This is a genomic window from Paracoccus sp. P2 (assembly GCF_046335115.1).
GTDB classification, from domain to species: Bacteria; Pseudomonadota; Alphaproteobacteria; order Rhodobacterales; family Rhodobacteraceae; genus Paracoccus; species Paracoccus pantotrophus.
In genome coordinates this window covers 35118-55854 of sequence record NZ_JBGOSN010000013.1, presented here as the reverse complement: position 1 = coordinate 55854, position 20737 = coordinate 35118, and the positions used below count along the sequence as shown (strand labels likewise).

19 protein-coding genes and 3 pseudogenes are annotated in these 20737 nt (G+C 68.4%); 6 read left to right on the top strand and 16 right to left on the bottom strand.

Features of this window, described 5'->3' with window-relative positions; genetic code table 11:
- Positions 1-7: 7 nt before the first annotated feature.
- The 4 genes from ACDP63_RS10485 to pip form a co-directional block, all read right to left on the bottom strand.
- Positions 8-625 carry an RNA-binding protein gene (locus ACDP63_RS10485; protein ID WP_024843997.1) on the bottom strand — a complete coding sequence of 206 codons (618 nt, stop codon included), beginning with the start codon at positions 623-625 and terminating at the stop codon, positions 8-10.
- A gap of 15 nt (positions 626-640) precedes the next feature.
- Entirely contained in the window at positions 641-2320 is a 1680-nt protein-coding gene (nusA, locus tag ACDP63_RS10480; RefSeq protein WP_024843996.1) for a transcription termination factor NusA, read from the bottom strand.
- A 3-nt stretch (positions 2321-2323) separates the two neighbouring features.
- Positions 2324-2944: a ribosome maturation factor RimP gene (gene rimP / locus ACDP63_RS10475; RefSeq protein WP_024843995.1), complete on the bottom strand. Its 621-nt coding sequence runs from the start codon at positions 2942-2944 to the stop codon at positions 2324-2326.
- Positions 2945-3139: 195 nt separating this feature from the next.
- Complete coding sequence (pip, locus tag ACDP63_RS10470; protein WP_024843994.1) at positions 3140-4126, bottom strand: prolyl aminopeptidase; 987 nt, start codon at positions 4124-4126, stop codon at positions 3140-3142.
- 51 nt (positions 4127-4177) lie between these two features.
- Between pip and ubiG the strand changes: the two genes are divergently transcribed.
- The gene (gene ubiG, locus ACDP63_RS10465) at positions 4178-4960 is read left to right on the top strand and encodes a bifunctional 2-polyprenyl-6-hydroxyphenol methylase/3-demethylubiquinol 3-O-methyltransferase UbiG (protein ID WP_051419417.1); all 783 of its coding nucleotides are present in this window, start codon (positions 4178-4180) and stop codon (positions 4958-4960) included.
- Positions 4961-5063: 103 nt separating this feature from the next.
- Here ubiG and ACDP63_RS10460 read toward each other — a convergent pair whose 3' ends face one another.
- From ACDP63_RS10460 to ACDP63_RS10445, 4 genes and pseudogenes are all read right to left on the bottom strand, one after another.
- Complete coding sequence (locus tag ACDP63_RS10460) at positions 5064-5567, bottom strand: MarR family winged helix-turn-helix transcriptional regulator (RefSeq protein WP_024843992.1); 504 nt, start codon at positions 5565-5567, stop codon at positions 5064-5066.
- Entirely contained in the window at positions 5564-6415 is an 852-nt protein-coding gene (locus ACDP63_RS10455; protein WP_177209304.1) for a carbon-nitrogen hydrolase family protein, read from the bottom strand. Before ACDP63_RS10455 ends, ACDP63_RS10460 begins: the two co-directional genes overlap by 4 nt.
- Positions 6412-6675 carry a glutaredoxin 3 gene (gene grxC, locus ACDP63_RS10450; protein WP_024843990.1) on the bottom strand — a complete coding sequence of 88 codons (264 nt, stop codon included), beginning with the start codon at positions 6673-6675 and terminating at the stop codon, positions 6412-6414. Before grxC ends, ACDP63_RS10455 begins: the two co-directional genes overlap by 4 nt.
- 37 nt (positions 6676-6712) lie before the next feature.
- A pseudogene (locus ACDP63_RS10445) lies at positions 6713-7449 on the bottom strand (double zinc ribbon domain-containing protein).
- Positions 7450-7480: 31 nt separating this feature from the next.
- Between ACDP63_RS10445 and ACDP63_RS10440 the strand changes: the two are divergent.
- From ACDP63_RS10440 to ACDP63_RS10425, 4 genes and pseudogenes are all read left to right on the top strand, one after another.
- Complete coding sequence (locus ACDP63_RS10440) at positions 7481-8320, top strand: methyltransferase domain-containing protein (protein ID WP_024843988.1); 840 nt, start codon at positions 7481-7483, stop codon at positions 8318-8320.
- Entirely contained in the window at positions 8317-9348 is a 1032-nt protein-coding gene (hemH, locus tag ACDP63_RS10435) for a ferrochelatase (RefSeq protein ID WP_024843987.1), read from the top strand. The genes ACDP63_RS10440 and hemH overlap by 4 nt, the downstream gene beginning before the upstream one ends.
- A gap of 254 nt (positions 9349-9602) precedes the next feature.
- Positions 9603-10087, top strand: a pseudogene (locus ACDP63_RS10430) (DDE-type integrase/transposase/recombinase); the annotation flags it as partial.
- A 119-nt stretch (positions 10088-10206) separates the two neighbouring features.
- Positions 10207-11422: pseudogene (locus ACDP63_RS10425) on the top strand (IS91 family transposase).
- Between the two features lie 365 nt (positions 11423-11787).
- Here the strand turns inward: ACDP63_RS10425 and ACDP63_RS10420 are convergent.
- Positions 11788-12441, bottom strand: a complete 654-nt coding sequence (locus ACDP63_RS10420) for a L,D-transpeptidase (protein WP_024843986.1) — start codon at positions 12439-12441, stop codon at positions 11788-11790.
- 229 nt (positions 12442-12670) lie between these two features.
- Between ACDP63_RS10420 and ACDP63_RS10415 the strand changes: the two genes are divergently transcribed.
- Positions 12671-13231, top strand: coding sequence for a CAP domain-containing protein (locus ACDP63_RS10415; protein ID WP_024843985.1), 561 nt, complete (start codon positions 12671-12673; stop codon positions 13229-13231).
- Positions 13232-13581: 350 nt separating this feature from the next.
- Here the strand turns inward: ACDP63_RS10415 and ACDP63_RS10410 are convergent, their stop codons facing one another.
- From ACDP63_RS10410 to ACDP63_RS10380, 7 genes are all read right to left on the bottom strand, one after another.
- Positions 13582-13854 carry a hypothetical protein gene (locus ACDP63_RS10410; protein WP_024843984.1) on the bottom strand — a complete coding sequence of 91 codons (273 nt, stop codon included), beginning with the start codon at positions 13852-13854 and terminating at the stop codon, positions 13582-13584.
- A gap of 353 nt (positions 13855-14207) precedes the next feature.
- Positions 14208-14723, bottom strand: coding sequence for a murein L,D-transpeptidase family protein (locus tag ACDP63_RS10405; protein WP_024843983.1), 516 nt, complete (start codon positions 14721-14723; stop codon positions 14208-14210).
- 65 nt (positions 14724-14788) lie between these two features.
- On the bottom strand, positions 14789-16009 hold the full coding sequence (locus ACDP63_RS10400) for a class I SAM-dependent RNA methyltransferase (protein WP_024843982.1): 1221 nt from the start codon (positions 16007-16009) through the stop codon (positions 14789-14791).
- Positions 16006-17877 (bottom strand): ABC transporter ATP-binding protein, encoded by a 1872-nt coding sequence (locus tag ACDP63_RS10395; RefSeq protein WP_024843981.1) that lies wholly within the window; start codon positions 17875-17877, stop codon positions 16006-16008. Before ACDP63_RS10395 ends, ACDP63_RS10400 begins: the two co-directional genes overlap by 4 nt.
- Complete coding sequence (locus ACDP63_RS10390) at positions 17877-19043, bottom strand: CCA tRNA nucleotidyltransferase (protein ID WP_024843980.1); 1167 nt, start codon at positions 19041-19043, stop codon at positions 17877-17879. The genes ACDP63_RS10395 and ACDP63_RS10390 overlap by 1 nt, the downstream gene beginning before the upstream one ends.
- Entirely contained in the window at positions 19040-19624 is a 585-nt protein-coding gene (locus ACDP63_RS10385; protein ID WP_024843979.1) for an NUDIX hydrolase, read from the bottom strand. The genes ACDP63_RS10390 and ACDP63_RS10385 overlap by 4 nt, the downstream gene beginning before the upstream one ends.
- The gene (locus tag ACDP63_RS10380) at positions 19624-20649 is read right to left on the bottom strand and encodes an Hsp33 family molecular chaperone HslO (protein WP_409928020.1); all 1026 of its coding nucleotides are present in this window, start codon (positions 20647-20649) and stop codon (positions 19624-19626) included. Before ACDP63_RS10380 ends, ACDP63_RS10385 begins: the two co-directional genes overlap by 1 nt.
- Positions 20650-20737: the final 88 nt, after the last annotated feature.

Here is a 20737-nt window from a genome sequence, read left to right as displayed (position 1 = left end):
CCGATCTTCATTCCTTCCCGGCGGGTGCACCGCCGTCATGCCCGCGCAGACCCGTCAGTCTGCTCGCGTCCCTGATCAATTTTTCGGTCAGGCCCCCCGGCGCAAGCGCGCTGTGTATGACATGATCGCGCCCAAAGGACAAACCCAATTCTGATGCGGTCATGCAGCCGAACCACCGGCCCCCCGGAGGGGTCCAGAGCTTGCCCTTGCCGCGTTCGGACCCGTCGCTGGCCTGCAAGAGCACCTTGGCCTTGCCGGCCGCCAGCCAATCCTTGACCTTCTCGAAGCCGGCCACCGCCAGCCCGGCCTTGCGCGCCAGCGACAGCGTGTCCGTCACCCGCCGCGCCAGCCCGGATTCGATGATCGCCAGCAGTTCGGGCGGGGCGGTCACCCGCGCCTTGGCGCCACGCGAAAACAAGCCCTTGGCGGCAGCCTTGTCCAAGGCTTGCCGGTCGGCCACGACCCAGAAGCCGCGTCCGGGCAGCTTTTCGGCCAGATCCGGCACCACCTCGCCATCGGGGCCCGCGACAAAGCGGATCAGCCCAGCCTTGGGCTGAACCTCGCCCGTGACGATGCAGCGCCGTTCGGGCGTCTCGCGGTCCTTGATACGGCCCCCGCGTGTCATCCGGTTTCCGGGGCGTTACACCCCGGCCTCCTGTTCGTCGCCCTCGGCCCCGGCCTCGTCGGCCGATTCGAACTCGGTCGGGTCGACCCAGCCCAGCATGACGCGGGCGGTCATCACCATGGTCTGCGCATCTTCCAGGCTGATGCCGAAGGGTTCCAGAATGCCGTCGTCCTTGACGCGCTGGCCGTTCTGCGTGGTCCAGCCGCCGGCCAGTTCCCAGTCGGCGCAGGTGGCGAAATCCTCCAGCGTCTTGACGCCGTCCTTGGCCAGGGCCTCGACCATCTGCGGGGTCAGGCCCTCGAACTCGATCAGGCTGTCCTCGACGCCAAGGGCGCGGGCGTTCTCCAGCGCGGCCTTGTTGGCGGCCTCCAGATGCTCGCGGGCGCGGGTCTGCAATTCCTCGGCGGTGCCTTCGTCCACGCCCTCGATCGACAGCAGCTCGTCCAGGTCGACATAGGCCACCTCTTCCAGGTTGGTGAAGCCCTCGGCGACCAGAAGCTGGGCGAAGAACTCGTCCAGGTCCAGCGTGTCCATGAACAGCTTGGTGCGGGCGTTGAACTCGGCCTGGCGGCGCTTCGATTCCTCTTCTTCGGTGAGGATGTCGATGTCGAGGCCCGTCAGCTGGCTGGCCAGCCGCACGTTCTGGCCGCGGCGGCCGATGGCCAGCGAAAGCTGCTCGTCCGGCACCACCACCTCGATGCGGGTGGCGTCCTCGTCGAAGACGACCTTCGCCACCTCGGCGGGTTGCAGCGCGTTCACGAGGAAGGTCGCCTGATCCTCGGACCACGGGATGATGTCGATCTTTTCGCCCTGCAATTCACCGACGACGGCCTGCACGCGGCTGCCGCGCATGCCGACGCAGGCGCCGACCGGGTCGATCGAGTTGTCATAGCTGATCACGGCGATCTTGGCGCGCGAGCCCGGGTCGCGGGCCACGGCCTTGATCTCGATGACGCCGTCATAGATCTCCGGCACTTCCATCTTGAACAGTTCCGCCATGAATTGCGGATCGGTGCGCGACAGGAAGATCTGCGGGCCGCGGGCCTCGCGGCGCACATCCTTGACATAGGCGCGGATGCGGTCGTTCGGGCGATAGCTCTCGCGGCCGATCTTCTCGTTGCGGCGCAGGATCGCCTCGCCGCGGCCGACGTCGACGATGATGTTGCCGTATTCCTCGCGCTTGACGACGCCGTTGATGATGGTGCCGGCGCGGTCCTTGAACTCTTCGTATTGCCGGTCGCGCTCGGCCTCGCGGACGCGCTGCAGGATCACCTGCTTGGCCGATTGCGCGGCGATGCGGCCCAGGTCGACCGGCGGCACCTGCTCCTCGAACACGTCGCCCGGCTGCGGCTTGCCCGAGAAATCGGTCAGCACCTGGCCGTCGCGCAGCCAATGGGCGCGACCGTCCTTCGAGGGCTCGAAATAGGCGCGGGCCTGGTCGGCGGTGAATTGCGCCTGGTAGTTCTCGACCGCATCATCCTCGACCACGGTGCGGGCGCGGGTGAAGGTGGCATTGCCGGTCTTGCGGTCGATATGGACGCGGATGTCCATTTCCGAGCCGTAGCGCGACTTCGCCGCGCGGGCCAGGCTGTCCTCCATCGCCTCGATCACCAGATCGGGGTCGATCATCTTTTCCCGTGCAACGGCCTCGGCGGTTTGCAGCAGTTCAAGCTGGTTGGCAGAGGTGATGGCCATTCCTCACTCCTTCGCGGCGGCGTTGTCTTCGCCGGCTTCCGTTTCGATCTCGTCAAAGGCGGTCTCGTCCAGATTCTCGATCTGCACGCCCGCGTCCTTTTTCTGTCGCAGCATCTCGGCGATCAGCTCGTCGGTCAGCACCAGCTTCGCATCGGAAAGCCAGTCGAAGTTCAGCCCGATGGTCTGGGTCTCGCCGCCTTCCTCGATGTTCAGCAGCACCTCGTCGCCGCCCTCGCCCTTTTCGACCCCAGCCAGCACGCCCTTGAAACGCTTGCGCCCGTCGATGGGCTGGTTGGTCTCCAGCCGCGCCTCGTAGCCCTCGAAGGTCTCGAAATCCTTCAGCCGGGTCAGCGGCCGGTCGATGCCGGGGCTGGAAACCTCCAGGTGATAGGCGTCCTCCAGCGGATCCTCGACATCCAGCATCGCGCTGACGGCGGTGGAAATGTCGGCGCAGTCGTCGACATTGATGCCGCCTTCGGGACGGTCGGCCATGATCTGAAGCGTGGCGGTCTTGCCGCCTTGCAGGCGGATGCGCACCAGTTCGAAACCCAGATCCTCGATGACCGGGGCGATGATCTCGGCCAGGCGCCGGTCGATGGCGGTCTTGGCGATGAGGTCGCTCATGCTGATCCCCCAAATACAAAAAACGGGCCTAGGCGGCCCGTGCGTCTTACCGGTGGGCAGGTTGTGGACGCCTGCGCCGCTGTTGAGCCGCATATAGGGCCCCGTGCCGGGGATTGCAAGGAAAACCGGCGCGGCGCCGGCCGCCCGCCCCGCGGGGGCCGGAAACCGGCGGCCCCGCGGCCCTTGGCGACAGGGTCAGCGCCGCCTTGCCACATCCCGGAAACCGTCCATGACCCGCACCAGCTCGGCGGCGATTCGCGGCTCGCTCAGCGCATGGCCCGAGGCGGGGACCAGCCGCAACTCGGCCCTGTCCCAGCCCTGGGCCAGTTCCCAGGCGGTCGCCGGCGGGCAGACCATGTCATAGCGGCCCTGCACGATCACCGCGGGAATATGCTCGATGCGGTGGCGGTCGCGCAGAAGCTGGCCCTCGGTCAGGAAGCAGTCATGGGCGAAATAGTGATTCTCCAGCCGGGCGAAGGTGCGGGCATAATCGGGCGGCGCATGGCCCGGCCCATTGATCTCCAGCCCCGCCAGGGCGTTTTCCCAGACCAGCCAGGGCAGGGCGAAGCGCGTCTCCTGCCCGCGGTCGCCGCTGAACAGGCGCCGGTGATAGGCGGCGATCATGTCGCCGCGCTCGGCCTCGGGGATCGGGGCCTGGAACTCGGCCCAGCGGTCGGGGAAGAAGCGCGCGACACCGCCGCCATAGAACCAGTCCAGCTCGGCGCGCCGGCCCAGGAAGACCCCGCGCAGCACCAGCGCCTCGACCGGCTCGGGATGGGCCTGGGCATAGGCCAAGGCCAGGGTCGCGCCCCAGCTGCCGCCGAACAGGATCGCCCGCTCGATCCCCAGGCTGCGGCGGATCGTCTCGATATCGGCGATCAGGTGCTGGGTGGTGTTGGCCGCGACCGCGGCATGGGGCTGCGAACGGCCGCAGCCGCGCTGGTCGAACAGCACCGCCCGGTAATGCGCCGGGTCGAAGAAGCGCCGCATATAGGGGCTGCACCCGCCGCCGGGCCCGCCATGCAGCACGATCACCGGCACGCCGTCGGGATTGCCGCTTTGCTCGACATGCAGCTGGTGGCCTTCGCCGACCCCGATCACCCGGCGGTCGAAGGGTTCGACCATCGGGTGCAGCCTGCCATGCGACGGTGTGCCGCCGATTTGCCCTGCCAATCTGTCCATGGCACCACTATATAGCGCCTCGCATGCGCCCGCCACATGAAGGACGGCCAGATGACCGAAAGACCAGCCCCAAGCAACCCGGCCCCCAGCAACCCGGCCCCCAGCAGCATCGACCCGGCCGAGGTCGCCAAGTTCCAGGCCATGGCGCGGGAATGGTGGGATCCGAGCGGCAAGTTCAAGCCGCTGCACATGCTGAACCCGACGCGGCTGGACTATGTCACCGCGCAGATCGCCGCGCAGTTCGGCCGCGACCTTTCCGCCCCCGCGCCATTCGAGGGGCTGCGTCTGCTCGACATCGGCTGCGGCGGCGGGCTGATGGCCGAGCCGATGGCCCGGCTGGGCGCCACCGTCACCGGCGCCGACGCGGCCGAGGGCAATATCGCCATCGCCCGCCTGCATGCCGGGGAACAGGATCTCGCCATCGACTACCGCGCCACCACGGCCGAGGCGCTGGCAGCCGAGGGACATCGCTTCGACGTGGTGATGGCGCTGGAGATCGTCGAGCATGTCGCCGACCCGGCGCAGTTCATCGCCACCTGCCGCGAACTGGTGGCGCCTGGCGGCATGCTGATCCAGTCCACGCTGAACCGCACCGCGCGCAGTTTCGGCGCCGCCATTCTCGGGGCGGAATGGATCATGCGCTGGCTGCCCAGGGGCACGCATGACTGGCGCCGCTTCATCACCCCCGACGAGCTGGCGCGGATGACCGAGGCGGCGGGGCTGCGCGTCGTTGACCGCTGCGGCATGGTCTTCAACCCGCTGGGCTGGAGCTGGTCGCTGTCGCATCGCGACCTGTCGGTGAACTATGCGATGACCGCCCTGCGCGACGGCTGACTTCTTCGTTCCGCAAATACCCGGCAGCAGCGGCGCGGCCGGGCGGGCCCGCGCCGGTCTTCACCGTTTTCCAGATACTCCTGCGACCGGGCGACCGGCGGGCTCAGCGCCCGCCGCGCGATTCGTGACGCAACGTCTCTTCCAGCTGCTTGCGCAGCATGCGCAGGACCGGCAGCGCCGCGCGCACCCGGTCGGCGCCGACATCGCGCACCACATCGGCGATTCGCGGCATGAAGGCGGCCAGGGCCGCGTCCCGCGCCGCCCGCCCGGCCGGGCTGATGGCGATGAACTTGCGCCGCGCGTCGTCCCAGTCCGGGCGGATATGGATATGCCCCGCCCATTCCAGCCGCGACAGCGTGTTGGTCATGGCGCCGCGGGTGACGTGGAACGCCTCGGCCAGTTCCGCCGGCGTGCGCTCGACATTCAGATGCGCCAGCAGGTTCAGAACCGAGAAATGCGAGATCTGCATGCCCTTGGGCAGCGCCTTGCCGATCAGGTCGCGCGCCAGCTGATCGGCGATGAACACCTCGGAAAACAGGCTGGCCGCCAGGGCATCGGCCGAGGCTTCGGCATGGCCATGCGGGCTGTCTTGCGTCTTGTGGATCATGGGCCCGCGAAGTTCCGGTCATGCGTCAGGGAAGGGATGCGGGACCGTGCCCCGAGAACCGCCGCCGGGTCAAGCGTCACGAAGCTCACCCCCGGCTCGGTGCCGCCATCGGCCAGCACCTCTCCCCAGGGCCCGACGGCCAGGGAGTGGCCATGGCTGCGGCGCGGGCGGCGGTCCGGCTCGGCATGGCTTGCATGGCTGCCGCATTGCGCGGGCGCCAGGACGAAGCAGCCGGTCTCGATGGCGCGGGCGCGCAACAGCACCTCCCAATGCGCGGCGCCGGTGGTGTCGTTGAAGGCGGCGGGCACGGTCAGCACCTGGGCCCCCGCCTGGGCCAGCGCGCGGTAAAGCGCGGGAAAGCGCAGGTCGTAGCAGACGGTCATGCCGACGGGCAGGGGCCCCTGGGCCAGCACCGCCCGCCCGCCCGGCCGGAAGGCCGCCGATTCGCGATAGGATTCGCTTTCTGACACGGTCACGTCGAACATGTGCAGCTTGTCATAGCGCGCCCGGATGCTGCCGTCCGGTGCGATCAGGAAGCTGCGATTGGCAAAGCGGCTCTCGCCCGGATCGCCGGTCTTCAGCGACAGCGAACCGATCAGCAGCCAGATGCCCAGCTCGCGCGCATCCTCGCGCAATGCCGCGAGCGTCGGATCCTCGGCCTCGATGTGCAGAATCTGCTCCTGCCGCTCGCGGCCGGCACCCAGCAGGTTGGTCGCCTCGGGCGTCAGCACCCAGCCGGCCCCGCCCCGCGCCGCCTCGCGCACCAGCGCCTGCGTGACCGGCAGGTTGCGCTCGGGATCGTCCGAGACGCTCAGCTGCACCAGCCCCGCGGTCAGCGCCTGGCTCATGCGGTCAGGCCCAGCATGGCATCCAGCTGGCCCTGGCGGTCCAGCGCATGCAGATCGTCGCAGCCGCCGACATGGCGGCCGTCGATGAAGATCTGCGGCACGGTCCGGCGGCCGCCGGCGCGCTGGGTCATTGCCGCGCGCAGCTGCGGATCGCGGCTGACATCGGTGTCGTGATAGGCGATGCCCTTCTTGCGCAGCAGCGATTTCGCGGCAATGCAATAGGGGCAGGTGGGGGTGGTATAGAGTTCGACCTTGGCCATAGATATGCGCGTCCCGGATTCATGGTTCGGTTCCTATCTAGGCATCCTTGACCGCCCGCGCCAGAACCACGACCGAGATCGGCCCCGCGCCCGCTGCCGCCAGCGCATCGGCCGAGGCGGCCAGCGTTGCCCCCGAGGCCATCACGTCATCGACCAGCAGCACCGCCCGACCCTGCACCTGCGCCGCCATGCGCGCCGGCACGCCGATCGCCCCGTCCACATTCGCGAAACGGTCGCCGACGCTGCCATGGTCCTGCATCGGCGTATGCCGCAGCCGCCGCAGGGCGCCGGGCAGATGCGCCAGCCCATGCGCGCGGGCGACATGCCGCGACAGCATCTCGGCCTGGTTGTACTTGCGCTTCAGCAGCCGGCGCAGATGCACCGGCACCGGCACCACCACCGTCTCCGGCCGCAGCAGCGGCAGGGCCGCCCGCGCCACCCAGCCGCCAAGCGCGGGTGCCAGGTCCAGCCGGTCGCCATGCTTCAGCATCAGGGCCAGCCTGCGGCCGCTGCCGCGATAGACCAGCGCCGCCCGGCCCTGTTGCCAGGGCCGCCGGACCCTCAGGCAGTCGTCGCAGACCAGCAACCCCGCCGCCGCGTCCGCCGCATCGCCCGCCCCGTCGCCAGGCAAGGGCGCGCCGCAGCGCGCGCAGCAGGTGCCGGTGATGAAATCGGCCTCGCGCCAGCAGGCGGGCACAGCCCGCCCTCGTCGGCGACGGGCGCGCCGCAGCACAGGCATTGCGGCGGATAGACCAGCCGCAATGCGCCTTTCATCAGGCCGCGAAGCCCCCTATGTTCAGCCCCCATGATGCCCGATCCCACCTCTTCCGTTCCCGGCCTGACCGATCGCCGCGCGCTGGAGCGCAACCGCGCCCGCGCCCTGCGCCTGGGGCCGGTCGATTTCCTGCATCGAATCGTCGCCGACGAGATCGAGGATAGGCTGGCAGAGGTTAACAGACGGTTTAGCGCCGTCGCCGTCGTCACCGGCCAGCCGCAGTTCTGGCGCGATGCCATGCCCAGCGCGGCGATCGTCGCCGATACGCCCGTTCTGGCGCTGGAACCGGGGGCGCATGACCTGGTGATCCATGCCCTGGCGCTGCACTGGGCCGAGGATCCGGTGGGCCAGATCGCCCAGGCGGCGCGCGCGCTGCGCCCCGACGGGCTGTTCATCGCCGCCTGTCCCGGCGGGCGCAGCCTGCACGAGCTGCGCGACGCGCTGACCCGCGCCGAGGCCGAGGTGACGGGCGGCCTGTCGCCCCGCGTCCTGCCCATGGGCGAGATCCGCGACCTGGGCGGGCTTTTGCCGCGCGCGGGCCTGGCGCTGCCGGTCGCCGACCAGATCACCCAGATCGCCAGCTATCGCAGCCTGTTCCATCTGGCGCGCGACCTGCGCGCCATGGGCGAGGGCAATGCGCTGGCCCAGCGGCTGCGGCGCCCGACGCGACGAGATGTCTTGTTGCGCGCCGCCGCGCTTTATGCCGAAAACCATCCCGACCCGCAGGATGAAACGCGCATCCGGGCCACCTTCGATCTGGTCTTCCTGACCGGATGGGCGCCCGATGCCAGTCAGCAGAAACCGCTTCGGCCCGGCTCGGCCCGGATGCCGCTTGCCGAAGCTCTTGCCAGCACGAGAAAGCCCGAATGACCTTTACCGAGTACGCCCCAGCCGACCATCCGAACATCCCAGCCCGCAAGATTGGCGTGCTGGTCGCCAACCTGGGCACGCCCGATTCGCCCGACTACTGGCCGATGCGGCGCTATCTGAGCGAGTTCCTGTCGGACAAGCGGGTGATCGATTATCCCGCCTGGAAATGGCAGCCGCTGCTGCAGACTGTCATCCTGTCCAAGCGGCCCTTCACCTCGGGAGCGAACTACCGGCTGATCTGGAACAACGAGGCGAACGAAAGCCCGCTGATGACCATCACCAAGCAGCAGGTGGCGGCGCTGCGCGAGCGGGCCTCGGCGCTGTGGGGCGACCGGGTCATGGTCGATTTCTGCATGCGCTACGGCAATCCCTCGACGCCGGACGTGGTCGAGCGCATGGTCAAGGCGGGCTGCGACCGCATCCTGTTCTTCCCGCTCTATCCGCAATATGCCGGGGCGACGACGGCGACGGCGAACGACCAGTTCTTCCGGGCGCTGATGACGCAGAAATGGCAGCCGGCCTCGCGCACCGTGCCGCCCTATTTCGACCGGCCGGACTATATCGCGGCGCTGGCCGCCTCGGTCGAACGCGCGCTTGGCGGCCGCCAGCCGAGAAAGCTGGTCGCCAGCTATCACGGCATGCCGAAACGCTACCTGATGGAGGGCGACCCCTATCATTGCCAGTGCCAGAAGACCTCGCGCCTGCTGCGGGAACGGCTGGGCTGGGACGAGGGTGTGATCGACACCACCTTCCAGTCGGTCTTTGGCACCGAGGAATGGCTGCGCCCCTATACGGTCGAGCATGTGGCCGAACTGGCCAAGCAGGGCATCACCGAGATCGCGGTGATCTCGCCCGCCTTCTCGGCCGATTGCATCGAGACGCTGGAAGAGATCCAGGGCGAGATCCGCGAGGCCTTCGAACATGCCGGCGGCAAGGAGTTCACCTATATCCCCTGCCTGAACGCCGAGCCCGCGCATATCGACGTGCTGGCGACCGTGATCGCCGAGAATCTGGCGGGCTGGATCTGAGGGTCGGATATGCGGATGTCCGCTTTGCGGAACGAAGCGGACGGTCGTGGCATTAGTGAACATCACCGCGTGCCCTGTTCACCGCATCGATCCACTCGGATGCAACGGCGACCAGCGCGGCGTAGTCGCATATCCTGCATTCTGCCCGCCCTATCAGGTTGCTGAAGAAGTCGGCCCTCGACCTGGTTTGCGGACCATGGTTCACCCTGTGCGTGGCGACGGCGGGGAGCCCAATGGACGACGATTTCACCTAGGTCGCTACCTGGAGGGGTTGCGTGTATGTGGCTTTCGTCATCGACGCCCACGCACGCCGGATCGTCGGCTGGCGGGCGAGCCAAACAGCTCACGCAGGCTTCGTGCTCGAAGCCTTGGAACAGGCCGTGCATGATCGGCGACCGGTCACGGGCGCGGGGCTCGTTTACCATTCCGACCGCGTGTCGCCATACCTGTCGATCAAATACACCGAGAGGCTGGGCGAGGCCGGCATCGAACCATCTGGGGCAGCGTCAGCGACAGCTGCGACAACGCTTTGGCGGAGACGATCGACGGTCCCTTCAAGGCCGGGGTGATCCATCGACGCGGGCCGTGGCGCAGTTTCGAAGCTGTCGAGTATGCCACCCTCGAATGGGTCGACTGGCTCGACAACCGCCGCCTTCTCGAGCCGATCGGAAACATCCCGCCAGCGGAAGCGGAGGCAAGCTTCCACGCCGCTCTGGATACTGAAGACATGGCCGCGTAACTAACCGAAATCAGCCTCCGGAGAACCCGGAGCGGTTCACACCGTCAGCCCCCTACGAGATGCTGGCCAGGTTACAGGACCAGACCGTTAAGCGAAGCCTGGAGTGATCGGACGACGGGGTGTCCCGATTGACGCTGGAGATCGCTGACATCTTTCGCGCCCATGGTCCCACGTGGCGGCGGGCCAATGCCGGGCATGTCAGCCTGACCCAACTGAAGGTCACGTCGGGGCCATAGAGGCCTGCCGGACCGAGGCACTTGGGCCAGGCATGTGGCGGGTTGTGCCAGGTGCGGCCATCACCCTATCGCCTACAACTCCTGCAAGAACCGGCATTGCCCCAGGTGCCAGGGACCGGCGGCGCGCGACTGGATGGCAGCGCGTGCCGAGGATCTGCTCCCGGTCACGCCGTCTTCACCCTTCCGGCCGAGATCGCGCGGATCGCTTCTTGCAACAAGAGGGCGGTCTACGGGCTGCTGTTCAAGGGTGTGGGCATGACTGCCATCGGTCCGAAGGAATGCCCGAACGCGGAAACGGTCATGACCATCGCCGCCGGCCCCAAGCGCCTTGGCGCCCGTGTCGGCATGACCAGTGTGCTGCACACCTGGGGATCGGCGCTGACTCATCCCCACATCCCCATGATCGTTCCGACCGGCGGCCTGTTGCCCGAGGGCACGAGGTGGGTCACCTGCAAGCGCGGGTTCTTGCTGCATGTGCGGGTTCTGTCGCGGCTGTTCCGACGCCTGTTTCTGGACGGGCTGAGGGATCTGCACCGGGCCGGTCAGTTGGTCTTCTTAAGCGATCTTGCCGAGTTGGCCGACGCGCGCACCTTCACCGCCTGACGTGCCCCGTTCCGACAATCCGAATGGGTGATCTATGCCAAGCCGCCCTTCGGAGAACCCGAGGCCGTGCTGGCCTATCTCAGCCGCTACACGCACCGCGTCGCCATTTCCAACGCGCGTCTGGTCAGCGCCGATGCCCATGCCGTCGCCTTTCGCTGGAAGGATTACCGCATCGAATCCGGCGACCGGCAAAAAGTCATGCGGCTGGCCACGCCCGAGTTCATCCGTCGCGTCCTGATCCATGTCCTGCCCGATGGCTTCCACCGCATCCGGCATTCCGGCCTGCTGGCCAGTTCGGCTCGCAAGGCCAATATCACCAAGATCCGCGCCTTGCTCTGCGTCCAGCAGTCTGAACAGGTCGCCGTTCCAGAGCCAAAGCCCGAGATCGCCCCGCTCACCATGCCCCTCCTGCGGCGGTGTCATGCGCATCATCGAGATCTTCAGGCGGGGACAGACACCGATGTCGTGCGCGCCACCGAGGGAACAGGCCGCATGACATATCGCCCGTCGTCCGTCACGAAACAGCACCGGCCACAGACCGCAGGCCCGGTCCCAACAGCGCGTGCTTGTTCATTGCCAGCACGGCACGAGGCGGCAGAAACTCCAAACCGCACAGCCCTTGTCGAGATCATCGGCCGGGTTTGCGATCGTATCAGGTGCCTGGAACGCCATCAGCCGCACTCCGGATAAATCCGTCGTCCCGTCCCTTTGCGCGCTTTACCCCTAGCCTGATCCAAGACCCCCGCGGCTTCCGCCTTGGGAGGTTTTCCAACGCGGCCCGACCCCGCACCAGGGGCACCCTCATGCCGCGGCCCGCATCGGAAAACCTTCACCGTAGCGGTCGTTCCTGTCCCGGCCGGGTCAGATCAGCAGCACCTGGGTGCCGATCTTGGTCAGGTCGTAGAGCTGCTTGATATGCTCGTTGTAAAGGCCGATGCAGCCGTTCGAGGACTTGCGGCCGATCTTGCGCGTGTCATGCGTGCCGTGGATGCGGTAATACTGCCAGCTCAGCCACAGCGCATGGGTGCCCAAGGGGTTGTCCGGCCCCGGCGGCACGAAATCCGGCCATTCGGGGTTGCGCTTCTTCATCTCGGGGGTGGGCGCCCAGCTGGGGCCCTCGACCTTCTTGATGATCTCGGTGCGGCCGGTGCGGGTCAGGTCGGCGCTGACCGGGACCGAGGTCGGGAACAGCTTGTAGACCGACTGGTCCTCGGACCAGTAATGCAGCGCGCGCGAGGTCAGGTCGACCAGGATGGCGCCATTGGTCAGGCTGCTGAAATAGGGCTGCCAGTCCTGCATGCGGAAGCTGGAGATGTTGCGCCGCGAATCCTGTCCGGCATCGTATTGCACCATACCCGCATCCGGGGTGGCGCCGCCCGCCGTGCCCTGCAAGGGCTGGCCGGTATAGGGGTCGAAGGATTGCGCGATGGCCGGGGCCGCCAGCCCTGCCGCGCCCATCGCCACCGAGGCGGTCAGAAATGTCCGGCGCGAGACCGGTTTCTTCGGCGTGATCATGTGTCGCTCCTGATATGTGACGGACCGCTTCCTGCGGCCTTCTCTGCCCGAATGTGCGAAAGAGGTCTTGCTGGAACGGGGATTTACGCCTGCCGCGGACGCCTTGCAATTCAAACAAGCGTCATTGTCGCAACACAGTCGCAGGCTGTTGCGCTCACGCAATCTTGGGTTTGAAGCGGCGGTTGCGCTTTTGTATGGCTGGCGCAAACATCCTTGGGGACAGGACATCATGCTGAAACTTTCCACCCTGGCGCTTGTGTCGGTGCTGGCCCTTGCGGCCTGCCAGCAGCCTCAGCCGCAACTGGGCCCCGACGGCCAGCCGCTGCCCACGGCCTATCGCATCACCCCGCGCGAAGAGGCGCAGATCCCCGGCCGCGTCCTGGGCCAGATCAACGCGCTGCGCGCCAATGTCGCGGCGCCCGCCATGATGCAGAGCCCCGCGCTGGATGCGGCCGCCAAGGTCCATGCCCGCGACATGGCGGCGCAGAACCGGGCCTGGCATTTCGGCTCGGACGGCTCATCGCCGCTGGAGCGGGTGCGGCGCCAGGGCTATATGGGCCATCTGATCGGCGAGAACATCTCCGAGACCTACGAAAACGAGATCACCACCCTGAACGCCTGGATGCAGACCCGCGACACCCGCGACGTCATCATGGATCCGCGCGCCACGGAGTTCGGCATCGGCTGGTACCAGGAACCCTCGGGCAAGATCTGGTGGGTGTTGATCACCGGCGCGGCCGGTGCGCCGATGGCCATGGCCGGGGGCTTTGCCTCGGGCGCCGGCATCTGACAACGCGGCGCGGCCTTTTGCGGGCCGCGCTTTTCCGGCCGCTCGGCCAGCCGACGAAGCCCGATCAGGGCCGTCGGCGGCGCATGCCGGTTCGCCGAGAGGGCCGAAGCAAGGATGCCGGGTGCTGCATGTCCGGCCGACAGGCGGCACTTGGTCAAGGCCGTTGCCGCCGCGCGCCGCAACAGCGGCGCATGCCGGTTCGCGAACAGGAACGATGCGATCATGCGGCGCCCGATGCCGGGCGCTGCCATGGCCGGCCGAGACGGGCCTGCAAATGCTGTCGCGGGCCCGATCCCGCCGGGTGCCGCGCCGCAGCCGCCGCGGTTCCCCGGACCCTGCCGGCCGGGATCCTATTTGAAGGTGATCTCGTATTCGCCCGCCTCGAAGGCCAGCATCTCGACGAACTTCATCTCGTTGCGGTCCTCGAAGACATAGACATAGACGGTGTCATGCAGAAGCGTGGCGCGGCAAAAGACCTTCTCGGCCGTCACCCGTGCCGGGCAGGTCTCCAGGTCGATATGGTTCACGGAAGGCTCGAATGCTTCATAGCCGAAGTCCTGGGCCTGTGCGCCGGTGCCGACGAAGGTGGCGGCAAGCAGGGCGGGGGCGAGTAGCGATCTCATGGATGATCTCCGGGAATGGGTGAAGACGCGACTGATAATAACCAAGTGATTCAGTCAATTTTTTACCTAAAGGCAGGAATCGTCCGGGTGCAACCCATTGCTTTGCCGCGACGCGCCGGTTCACCCTGCGCGCTCGTCTGTTCGTCTGCTCGTCTGCTCGTTCGCTTGCCTGCCGGACCGCCCTGCGGTGCAGCCGCCGGAAAGGCCCATGGCGTTGTCCATGGCGGATGCGTCAGCCTGATGCCGGCCGGCGCTGGTCGCCCGGCTTGCTGCCGTCCCGGCCTTCCGACATGGCAAGGCCCCGCGCCGATGCGCGGGGCCTGGGTCATCGTTCGGCGGTGTCAGGGATGGCGTCAGGGATAGATGAAGATCGGCACGCCCGGCCGCAGCATGGTGAAGATCTCCTCGATCTCCTCGTCGGTGACGGCGATGCAGCCGGCGGTCCAGTCCGGCCGGTTCAGCGCCCGCCCTTCGGGACCGAGGCCGTGGATGAAGATGTCGCCCCCCGGCCGCTGGCCACGCGCCGCCGCATTGGCCACGTCCTGCGCCGAAGGATAGGAGATGCCGACCGACAGGTGATAGCGGCTGCGCGGGTTGAAGCGGTCGATGAAATACAGGCCCTCCGGCGTGCGGCCGTCGCCTTCGAATTGCTTGTGGCCCAGAGGCTGGTTGCCGAGGTCGATCTTGTAGCTTTTGACGACCTCCTTGCCGCTGACCAGATACATCTTGCGGTCGGCCTTCTTGACCACGATCTGCGTGATCGGCGGCCCCTGATAGGTCTTGCTGGGTTGCAGGCTGTCGCCCCCGCCGCAGCTTGCCAAGACGGCTACTGCGACAACCGCGAAAAATGCGCGTATTGCCCGAATCATCACTGCCCTCTGTGTGCGCTATGCGCTTCGTTTTGTTATGAAATACCACAGAGATTAAAATTTCGCTAGCGTCGGCGAATTTCCGCCACGGTCTCGACATGCGGTGACCAGCGGAACTGGTCGACCACGAAAAGCCGTTCGATCGCATAGCCGCCCTCGGCGAGAATCCGCGCATCCCTTGCAAAAGTGACCGGGTCGCAGCTGACCCAGGCCAGCATGGGCACCTGCGCGCGGGCGATCTCGTGCGCCTGCGCCTCGGCCCCGGCGCGGGGCGGGTCGATCACGATTGCGTCATAGCCAAGCTCGTCGGGCAGCAGCGGCCGGCGCGCCAGGTCGCGGACCTCGGTCGTGATTCGGCGCAGGCCCGGCGCCTGCCGGGCGGCGGCATCCAGCGCCTGCAAGGGCGCGGCCAGCCCCTCGACGGCATGGACCTCGGCCGTCTCGGCCAGCGGCAGCGAAAAGGTGCCGCAGCCCGCGAACAGGTCCAGCACCCGCCCGGCGCCGCCGACCATGCTGCGCACGGCGGCCAGCAGCGCGGCCTCGCCCTCGGCGGTGGCCTGCAAAAAGCTGCCTGGCGGCGGCACCACCCGCGCCCGGCCCATGGCCAGCGCCGGCGGGCGGCGAGTGATCGGCTGCCCGTCCCAGCTGAGCCGCGCCAGGTCGCCTTCATCCGCCAATGCCGCAAGGGCCTGCAACAGCGCCGGCTGCATCGGCTTGCCGCCGGTGACGGCCAGGTCCAGGCCCGCCGGCGTCTCGGTCACGGTCAGCGACAACTCGCCCGAACGCGAGGCGCCGGCGACCACCAGCCGCCGCAACAGCGGCAGAGCGGACTGGATCCGCGGGCGCAGCACGTGACAGTCGGCGATGTCCACGATCACCTCCGAGGCGCGGGCGTGAAAGCCCACGAGCGCGCCCTTTTTCGTGCGCCGCCCCGACAGAACCGCGCGCCGGCGCGAGCGCGGCGGCGAGACATGCACCCCGGCGATGGGCGCGCAAAGCCCCTGCGCGCGCAGCGCCTCGGTCACCACGCCGACCTTCCATGCCTTCACGAAATCGTCCGAGCCATGCATCAGCGAACAGCCGCCGCAGGCGCGGTAATGCGGGCAGGGCGGCCGCACCCGTTCGGGCGCAGGCGTCACGATGCGCGGGCTGGCGATGCGGCCGGCCTCGGCCTCGCCCTCGATCACCTCGCCGGGCAGGGTCAGCGCGGCCAGCGCGCGGCTCTCTCCCGCGATGGCCACGCCATCGCCCTTGCGGCCCAGCCGCTCGACGGTCCAGGTGGTCACTCGGCGGCCTCGGTGGTGTCCTCGTCTTCCTCGGTGCCCAGGAAGCCGCCCGACTGGCGGTTCCAGTAGCGCGCATAGGTGCCATTGAGCGCCAGCAGTTCGGCATGGCTGCCCTGTTCGACGATGCGGCCGGATTCCAGCACGACGATGCGATCCAGTTCGGCGATGGTCGAAAGCCGGTGCGCGATGGCCAGCACGGTCTTGCCCCGCATGGCACGGTGCAGCGCGTCCTGGACCTGCGCCTCGACCTCGCTGTCCAGTGCCGAGGTCGCCTCGTCCAGCACCAGGATCGGCGCGTCCTTCAAGAGCGCGCGGGCCAGCGCGATGCGCTGGCGCTGGCCACCGGACAGCTTGACGCCGCGCTCGCCCAGATGCGCGTCATAGCCGGTGCGGCCCATGTGGTCGCGCAGCTTGAGGATGAACTCATGCGCCTCGGCGGCCTTGGCTGCGGCGACGATCTCGTCCTCGGTCGCGTCGGGGCGACCGTAGAGGATGTTCTCGCGCGCCGAGCGGTTGAACATGGCGGTTTCCTGCGTGACCATGGCGATGTTGCGGCGCAGGCTTTCCTGCGTCACGGCGCGCACGTCATGGCCGTCCACCCGGACCGCGCCGCCCTCCACGTCGTAAAGCCGCAAGAGCAGCGAGACCATGGTGGATTTCCCCGCCCCCGAGGCGCCGACGATGCCCAGCTTTTCGCCCGCCGCGACATGAAGGTCCAGGTCGATGATGCCGCCGCCATTGCTTTGCCCCTCGCCGCGGCCATAGGCGAAATCCACGTGGTCGAAGTCGATGCGGCCCTGGACCCGGCCCAGGGTGACGGCATCGGGCGCATCGGTCAGGGCATGGGGCGGGGCAAGGGTCTTCATGCCGTCCTCGACCTCGCCGATCGAGCCCCAGACCCCCATCAGCGCCATGCTGACCCAGCCGGTCATCTGCGCCAGCCGCATGGCGATGGCGCCGGCGGCGGCGATGTCGCCCGCCGTGGCCATGCCCTGCCGCCACAGCAGGATGGTGCCGCCGACCAGGATCACCGGCAGCGCGCCGGCAATGGTCATCAGCGACAGGCGGAACCAGGTGCTGACCCGGCCGAAATCCAGCGCGCGTTCGCGAAAGCCGGCCATGGCGCCAAGCGCGGCGCGGTCCTCGTGCTCGGCATGGGCGAAAAGCTTGACGGTCTTGATATTGGTGATCGTGTCCACGACCTGACCCGTCACCATGGCCCGCGCCGAGGCCCGGCTGGCCGAGCGCGTGCGGATGCGCGGCAGGAAGAAGCGGATCAGCAGCACGTAGGAGCCCAGCCAGACCATCAGCGCCAGCGCGCCCCAGCCGTCGACCGAGACCAGGAAGGCGGCCGAGCCGATTACCGAGGCCAGGGCAAAGGCCACCACGTTGACGAATTCGGTCGCCACATCGGTCACGGCGCGGGCGGTCTGCATCTGCTTTTGCGCGATGCGGCCGGCGAAATCGTTGTCGAAGAAGGTCACCGCATGGCCCATGGTCCAGCGATGCAGCCGCGACAGCACCAGGGGCAGGATGTTCGGCCCGATGATGACGCTGGAACTGGCGGTCGAAAGCCCGAAGATCGCCGGGCGGATCAGCAGGAAGAAGGCGGCAAAGCCCAGGATCAGCCCGCCCTGGTCCGCCCAGATCCGGTCCACGGGGGTCGAGACCACCGCATCCACCACCCAGCCCAGCAGCACGGCCGAGACCACGTCGGCGATGCCTCCCAGCGCCGAGGCCACCGCGGCCAGCGTCAGCCCCGGCCATGCGCCCGACAGGCACCAGCGGAAAAAGGCCAGCAGGCTGCGCGGCGGCGGGCCGTCCGCCGGGCGGAAGGCGTCGATCATGCGGGCGAAGAAATCATGCATCAGGCGCGGGCCTCCTGTTGCAGGGCGATCCGCAGCAGCGCCTCGCGCGGCAGGGTGAAATCGCTTTCGACAAAGGCGTCCTCGGCCCGGCGCAGCGCCTCGCCCAGGGCAGGTCCGGACAGGTCCGGCATCAGGTCGCGGGCAGTCAGCGGGAATTTTGCCCCGGCGCCGCGGGCAAGCTCGTGGCACCAGCCGAAGGCGGGCCTGTCGCCGCGGGCGGCGCGGATCAGCACCGCTTGCGCGGCGCTGGCGCGGCCCAGGCGATAGGCGGCGGCGGGCGCGGGCATGGTCAGCGCCTGCGCGATCCGGTCCTGGGTGCGGGCCTCGTCCCGCGACAGGCGCAGCGCCTCGGCCGGGTTCGGCGCGCCCAAGAGCGCCAGCCGGCGCGGCCAGCAGGGCAGGGCGCCGGTGCCGTATTCCCGCTCGATCTCGACCAGTTCCGGCAGGTCGCTGGCATCCGCGCCGGGCAGGACCAGCGGCAGCACCCCCGCCTCGGCCATCAGCGCCACGGCGTGGGACGGGTCGGGGGCGTCGAGCAGCTTGCGCATCTCGTGGCCGATGCGTTCCTTCGAGATGCCGGCAAGCCCCTGGCGCAATTCGCGGCAGGCGGCCAGCGCGTGCAGGTCGGCCTCGCGCCCATACCAGGCCAGCAGGCGAAAGAAGCGCAGGATGCGCAGATAGTCCTCGGCGATGCGCGCGCGCGGGTCGCCGACGAAGCGCAACCGGCGCGCCGCCAGGTCGGGCAGGCCGCCCACCGGGTCCAGCACCTCGCCCGAGGCGGTGGCGTAAAGCGCGTTCATGGTGAAGTCGCGCCGCCGCGCATCGTCCTCGATGCGGTCGGAATAGGCCACGACGGCACGGCGGCCATCGGTTTCCACGTCGCGGCGAAAGCTGGTGACCTCGAAGCCGCGGCCATCGGCGATGACGGTGACGGTGCCATGCTCGATGCCGGTGGGCACCGAGCGCAGGCCGGCCGCCTCGGCCAGTTGCACGGTCTCCTCGGGCCGGGCCGAGGTCGAGATGTCCACATCCGCCACCGGCTCGCCCAGAAGCGCGTTTCGGACCGCACCGCCGACGATCAATGCCTGGGCGCCGCCCGCGGAAAGCGCGGCCAGCACCTGCTCCAGGGCCGGGTCGTCCAGGAAAGGCGCGGTCAGCCGGGTCATGCGGAAAGCCTTGTCGCCAGGGAATGCAGCACGCGGGCGGTGGCGCCCCAGATATAATAGGGGCCCCAGGAGGCGACATAATAGTCCCGCCGCGCGCCGCGCCAGATCCGGCCCTCGATGTGGTAACTGGCCGGATCGGCGACATGGGCGAAGGGGACGGTGAACACTTCCTCGACCTCTCCGGCCTCGGGGATCGGGGTGAAGGGGCCGTGGATCAGCGCCAGCACCGGGGTCATGGCGAAACCGGTGATGGTGCGATGCGGCGGCATGGTGCCCAGCACCTCGACCCGGGCGGGATCGAGGCCCACCTCCTCATGCGCCTCGCGCAGGGCGGCGGCGACCTCGTCGGCATCGCCGGGATCGACCTTGCCGCCGGGCAGCGCGATCTGGCCGGGATGGTGGCGCAGGCTGGAGGCACGCTTGGTCAGAATCAGCCGGCCGTCCACCGCGTCGAAACCGGCCAGCACGCCGGCCGGGCGCAGCGCAACCTCGCCCGGCGGGGCGCCGCCGAAGTCGAAATCCGACGAGGGCCCCGTCCTTTCCGACAGGGCCCGCGCCAATCTCTCGCGGATCGTTCCCATCAAAGCGCGGCCCGGCTTTCCCCGGTCCCGCCCTTGGGCAGGGGATTGCCCTCGGCATCGATCTCTGCCTCGAAGCCCAGGCTCTTGGGGTCGAATTCGTAATGTGCGCCGCAGAACTGGCAATCGGCGGTCACGATGCCGTCCTCGTTGGTCATGTGGCCGATGTCCTTGGCCGAATAGATCGACAGCGTGCTGCGCACCCGCTCGGCATTGCAGGAGCAGCCGAAGACCAGCGGCTGCGCGGCGAAGGCCGCGAGCTCCTCCTCGTGGAACAGGCGGAAGACCAGGTTCGGCAAGGGCAGGGCCTGATCGACCAGTTCCATCGCCTCGACCGTGGCCATCAGCGTGGTGGCGCGGTTCCAGTCCTCGGATTGCGCGCCCTGCAGGATGTCGGCGGATTGCAGGTCGCCGCCCTCGGGCCCGGCATGGCTGCCGGCCGGCAGGGTCTGCAGCATGATGCCGCCGGCGCGCCAATGTTCCTGGTGTTGGCCGGGCAGCCGCGCGCGGCCCACCGTCAGCTCGAACCGGGTCGGCAGCTGTTCGGACTGTTCGAAATAGGTCTGCGCGCAGGTGGCAAGCGAACCGCCGGCCAGCGGCGTCAGGCCCTGGTAGGGGGTCGTGCCCTCGCCCTGGTCGATCAGCACCGCGAAATAGCCCTGGCCGAGCTGGTCGAAGCCGGGCAGACCGTCTTGCAACCGCTCGGCGTCGAAACTGGCCCAGGCACGCATGCGGGCGGGGCCGCCCTCGGTCTCGGGGGCGTAATAGTCGGTGGCGATGGTGCGGATGGCGCCGTTGCCGCGCACCTGGAGCGAGAGCTTCCAGCGCAGCTTGATGGTCTGGCCGATCAGCGCGGCGAGCGTGGTCAGTTCCGCCACCATGGCGCTGACCGGGACCGGGTAGTCGTGGCGCGACAGGATGTGTTCGAGCAGGGGCCCGAGACGCGCGACGCGGCCGCGCATGTCCGAGCGTTCCAGCTGGAAGGGCAGCATGCAGTCGTCCCAGGAAATTTCCTTCGTTTCGGTCATTGGAAGTCCTTCGGAATAGGGATGCGCGGGGGCCGGCTGCGGCCTGGCGCCTTGGCCCCAATATAGGCCCTGCGGCGGAAAGCCCAAG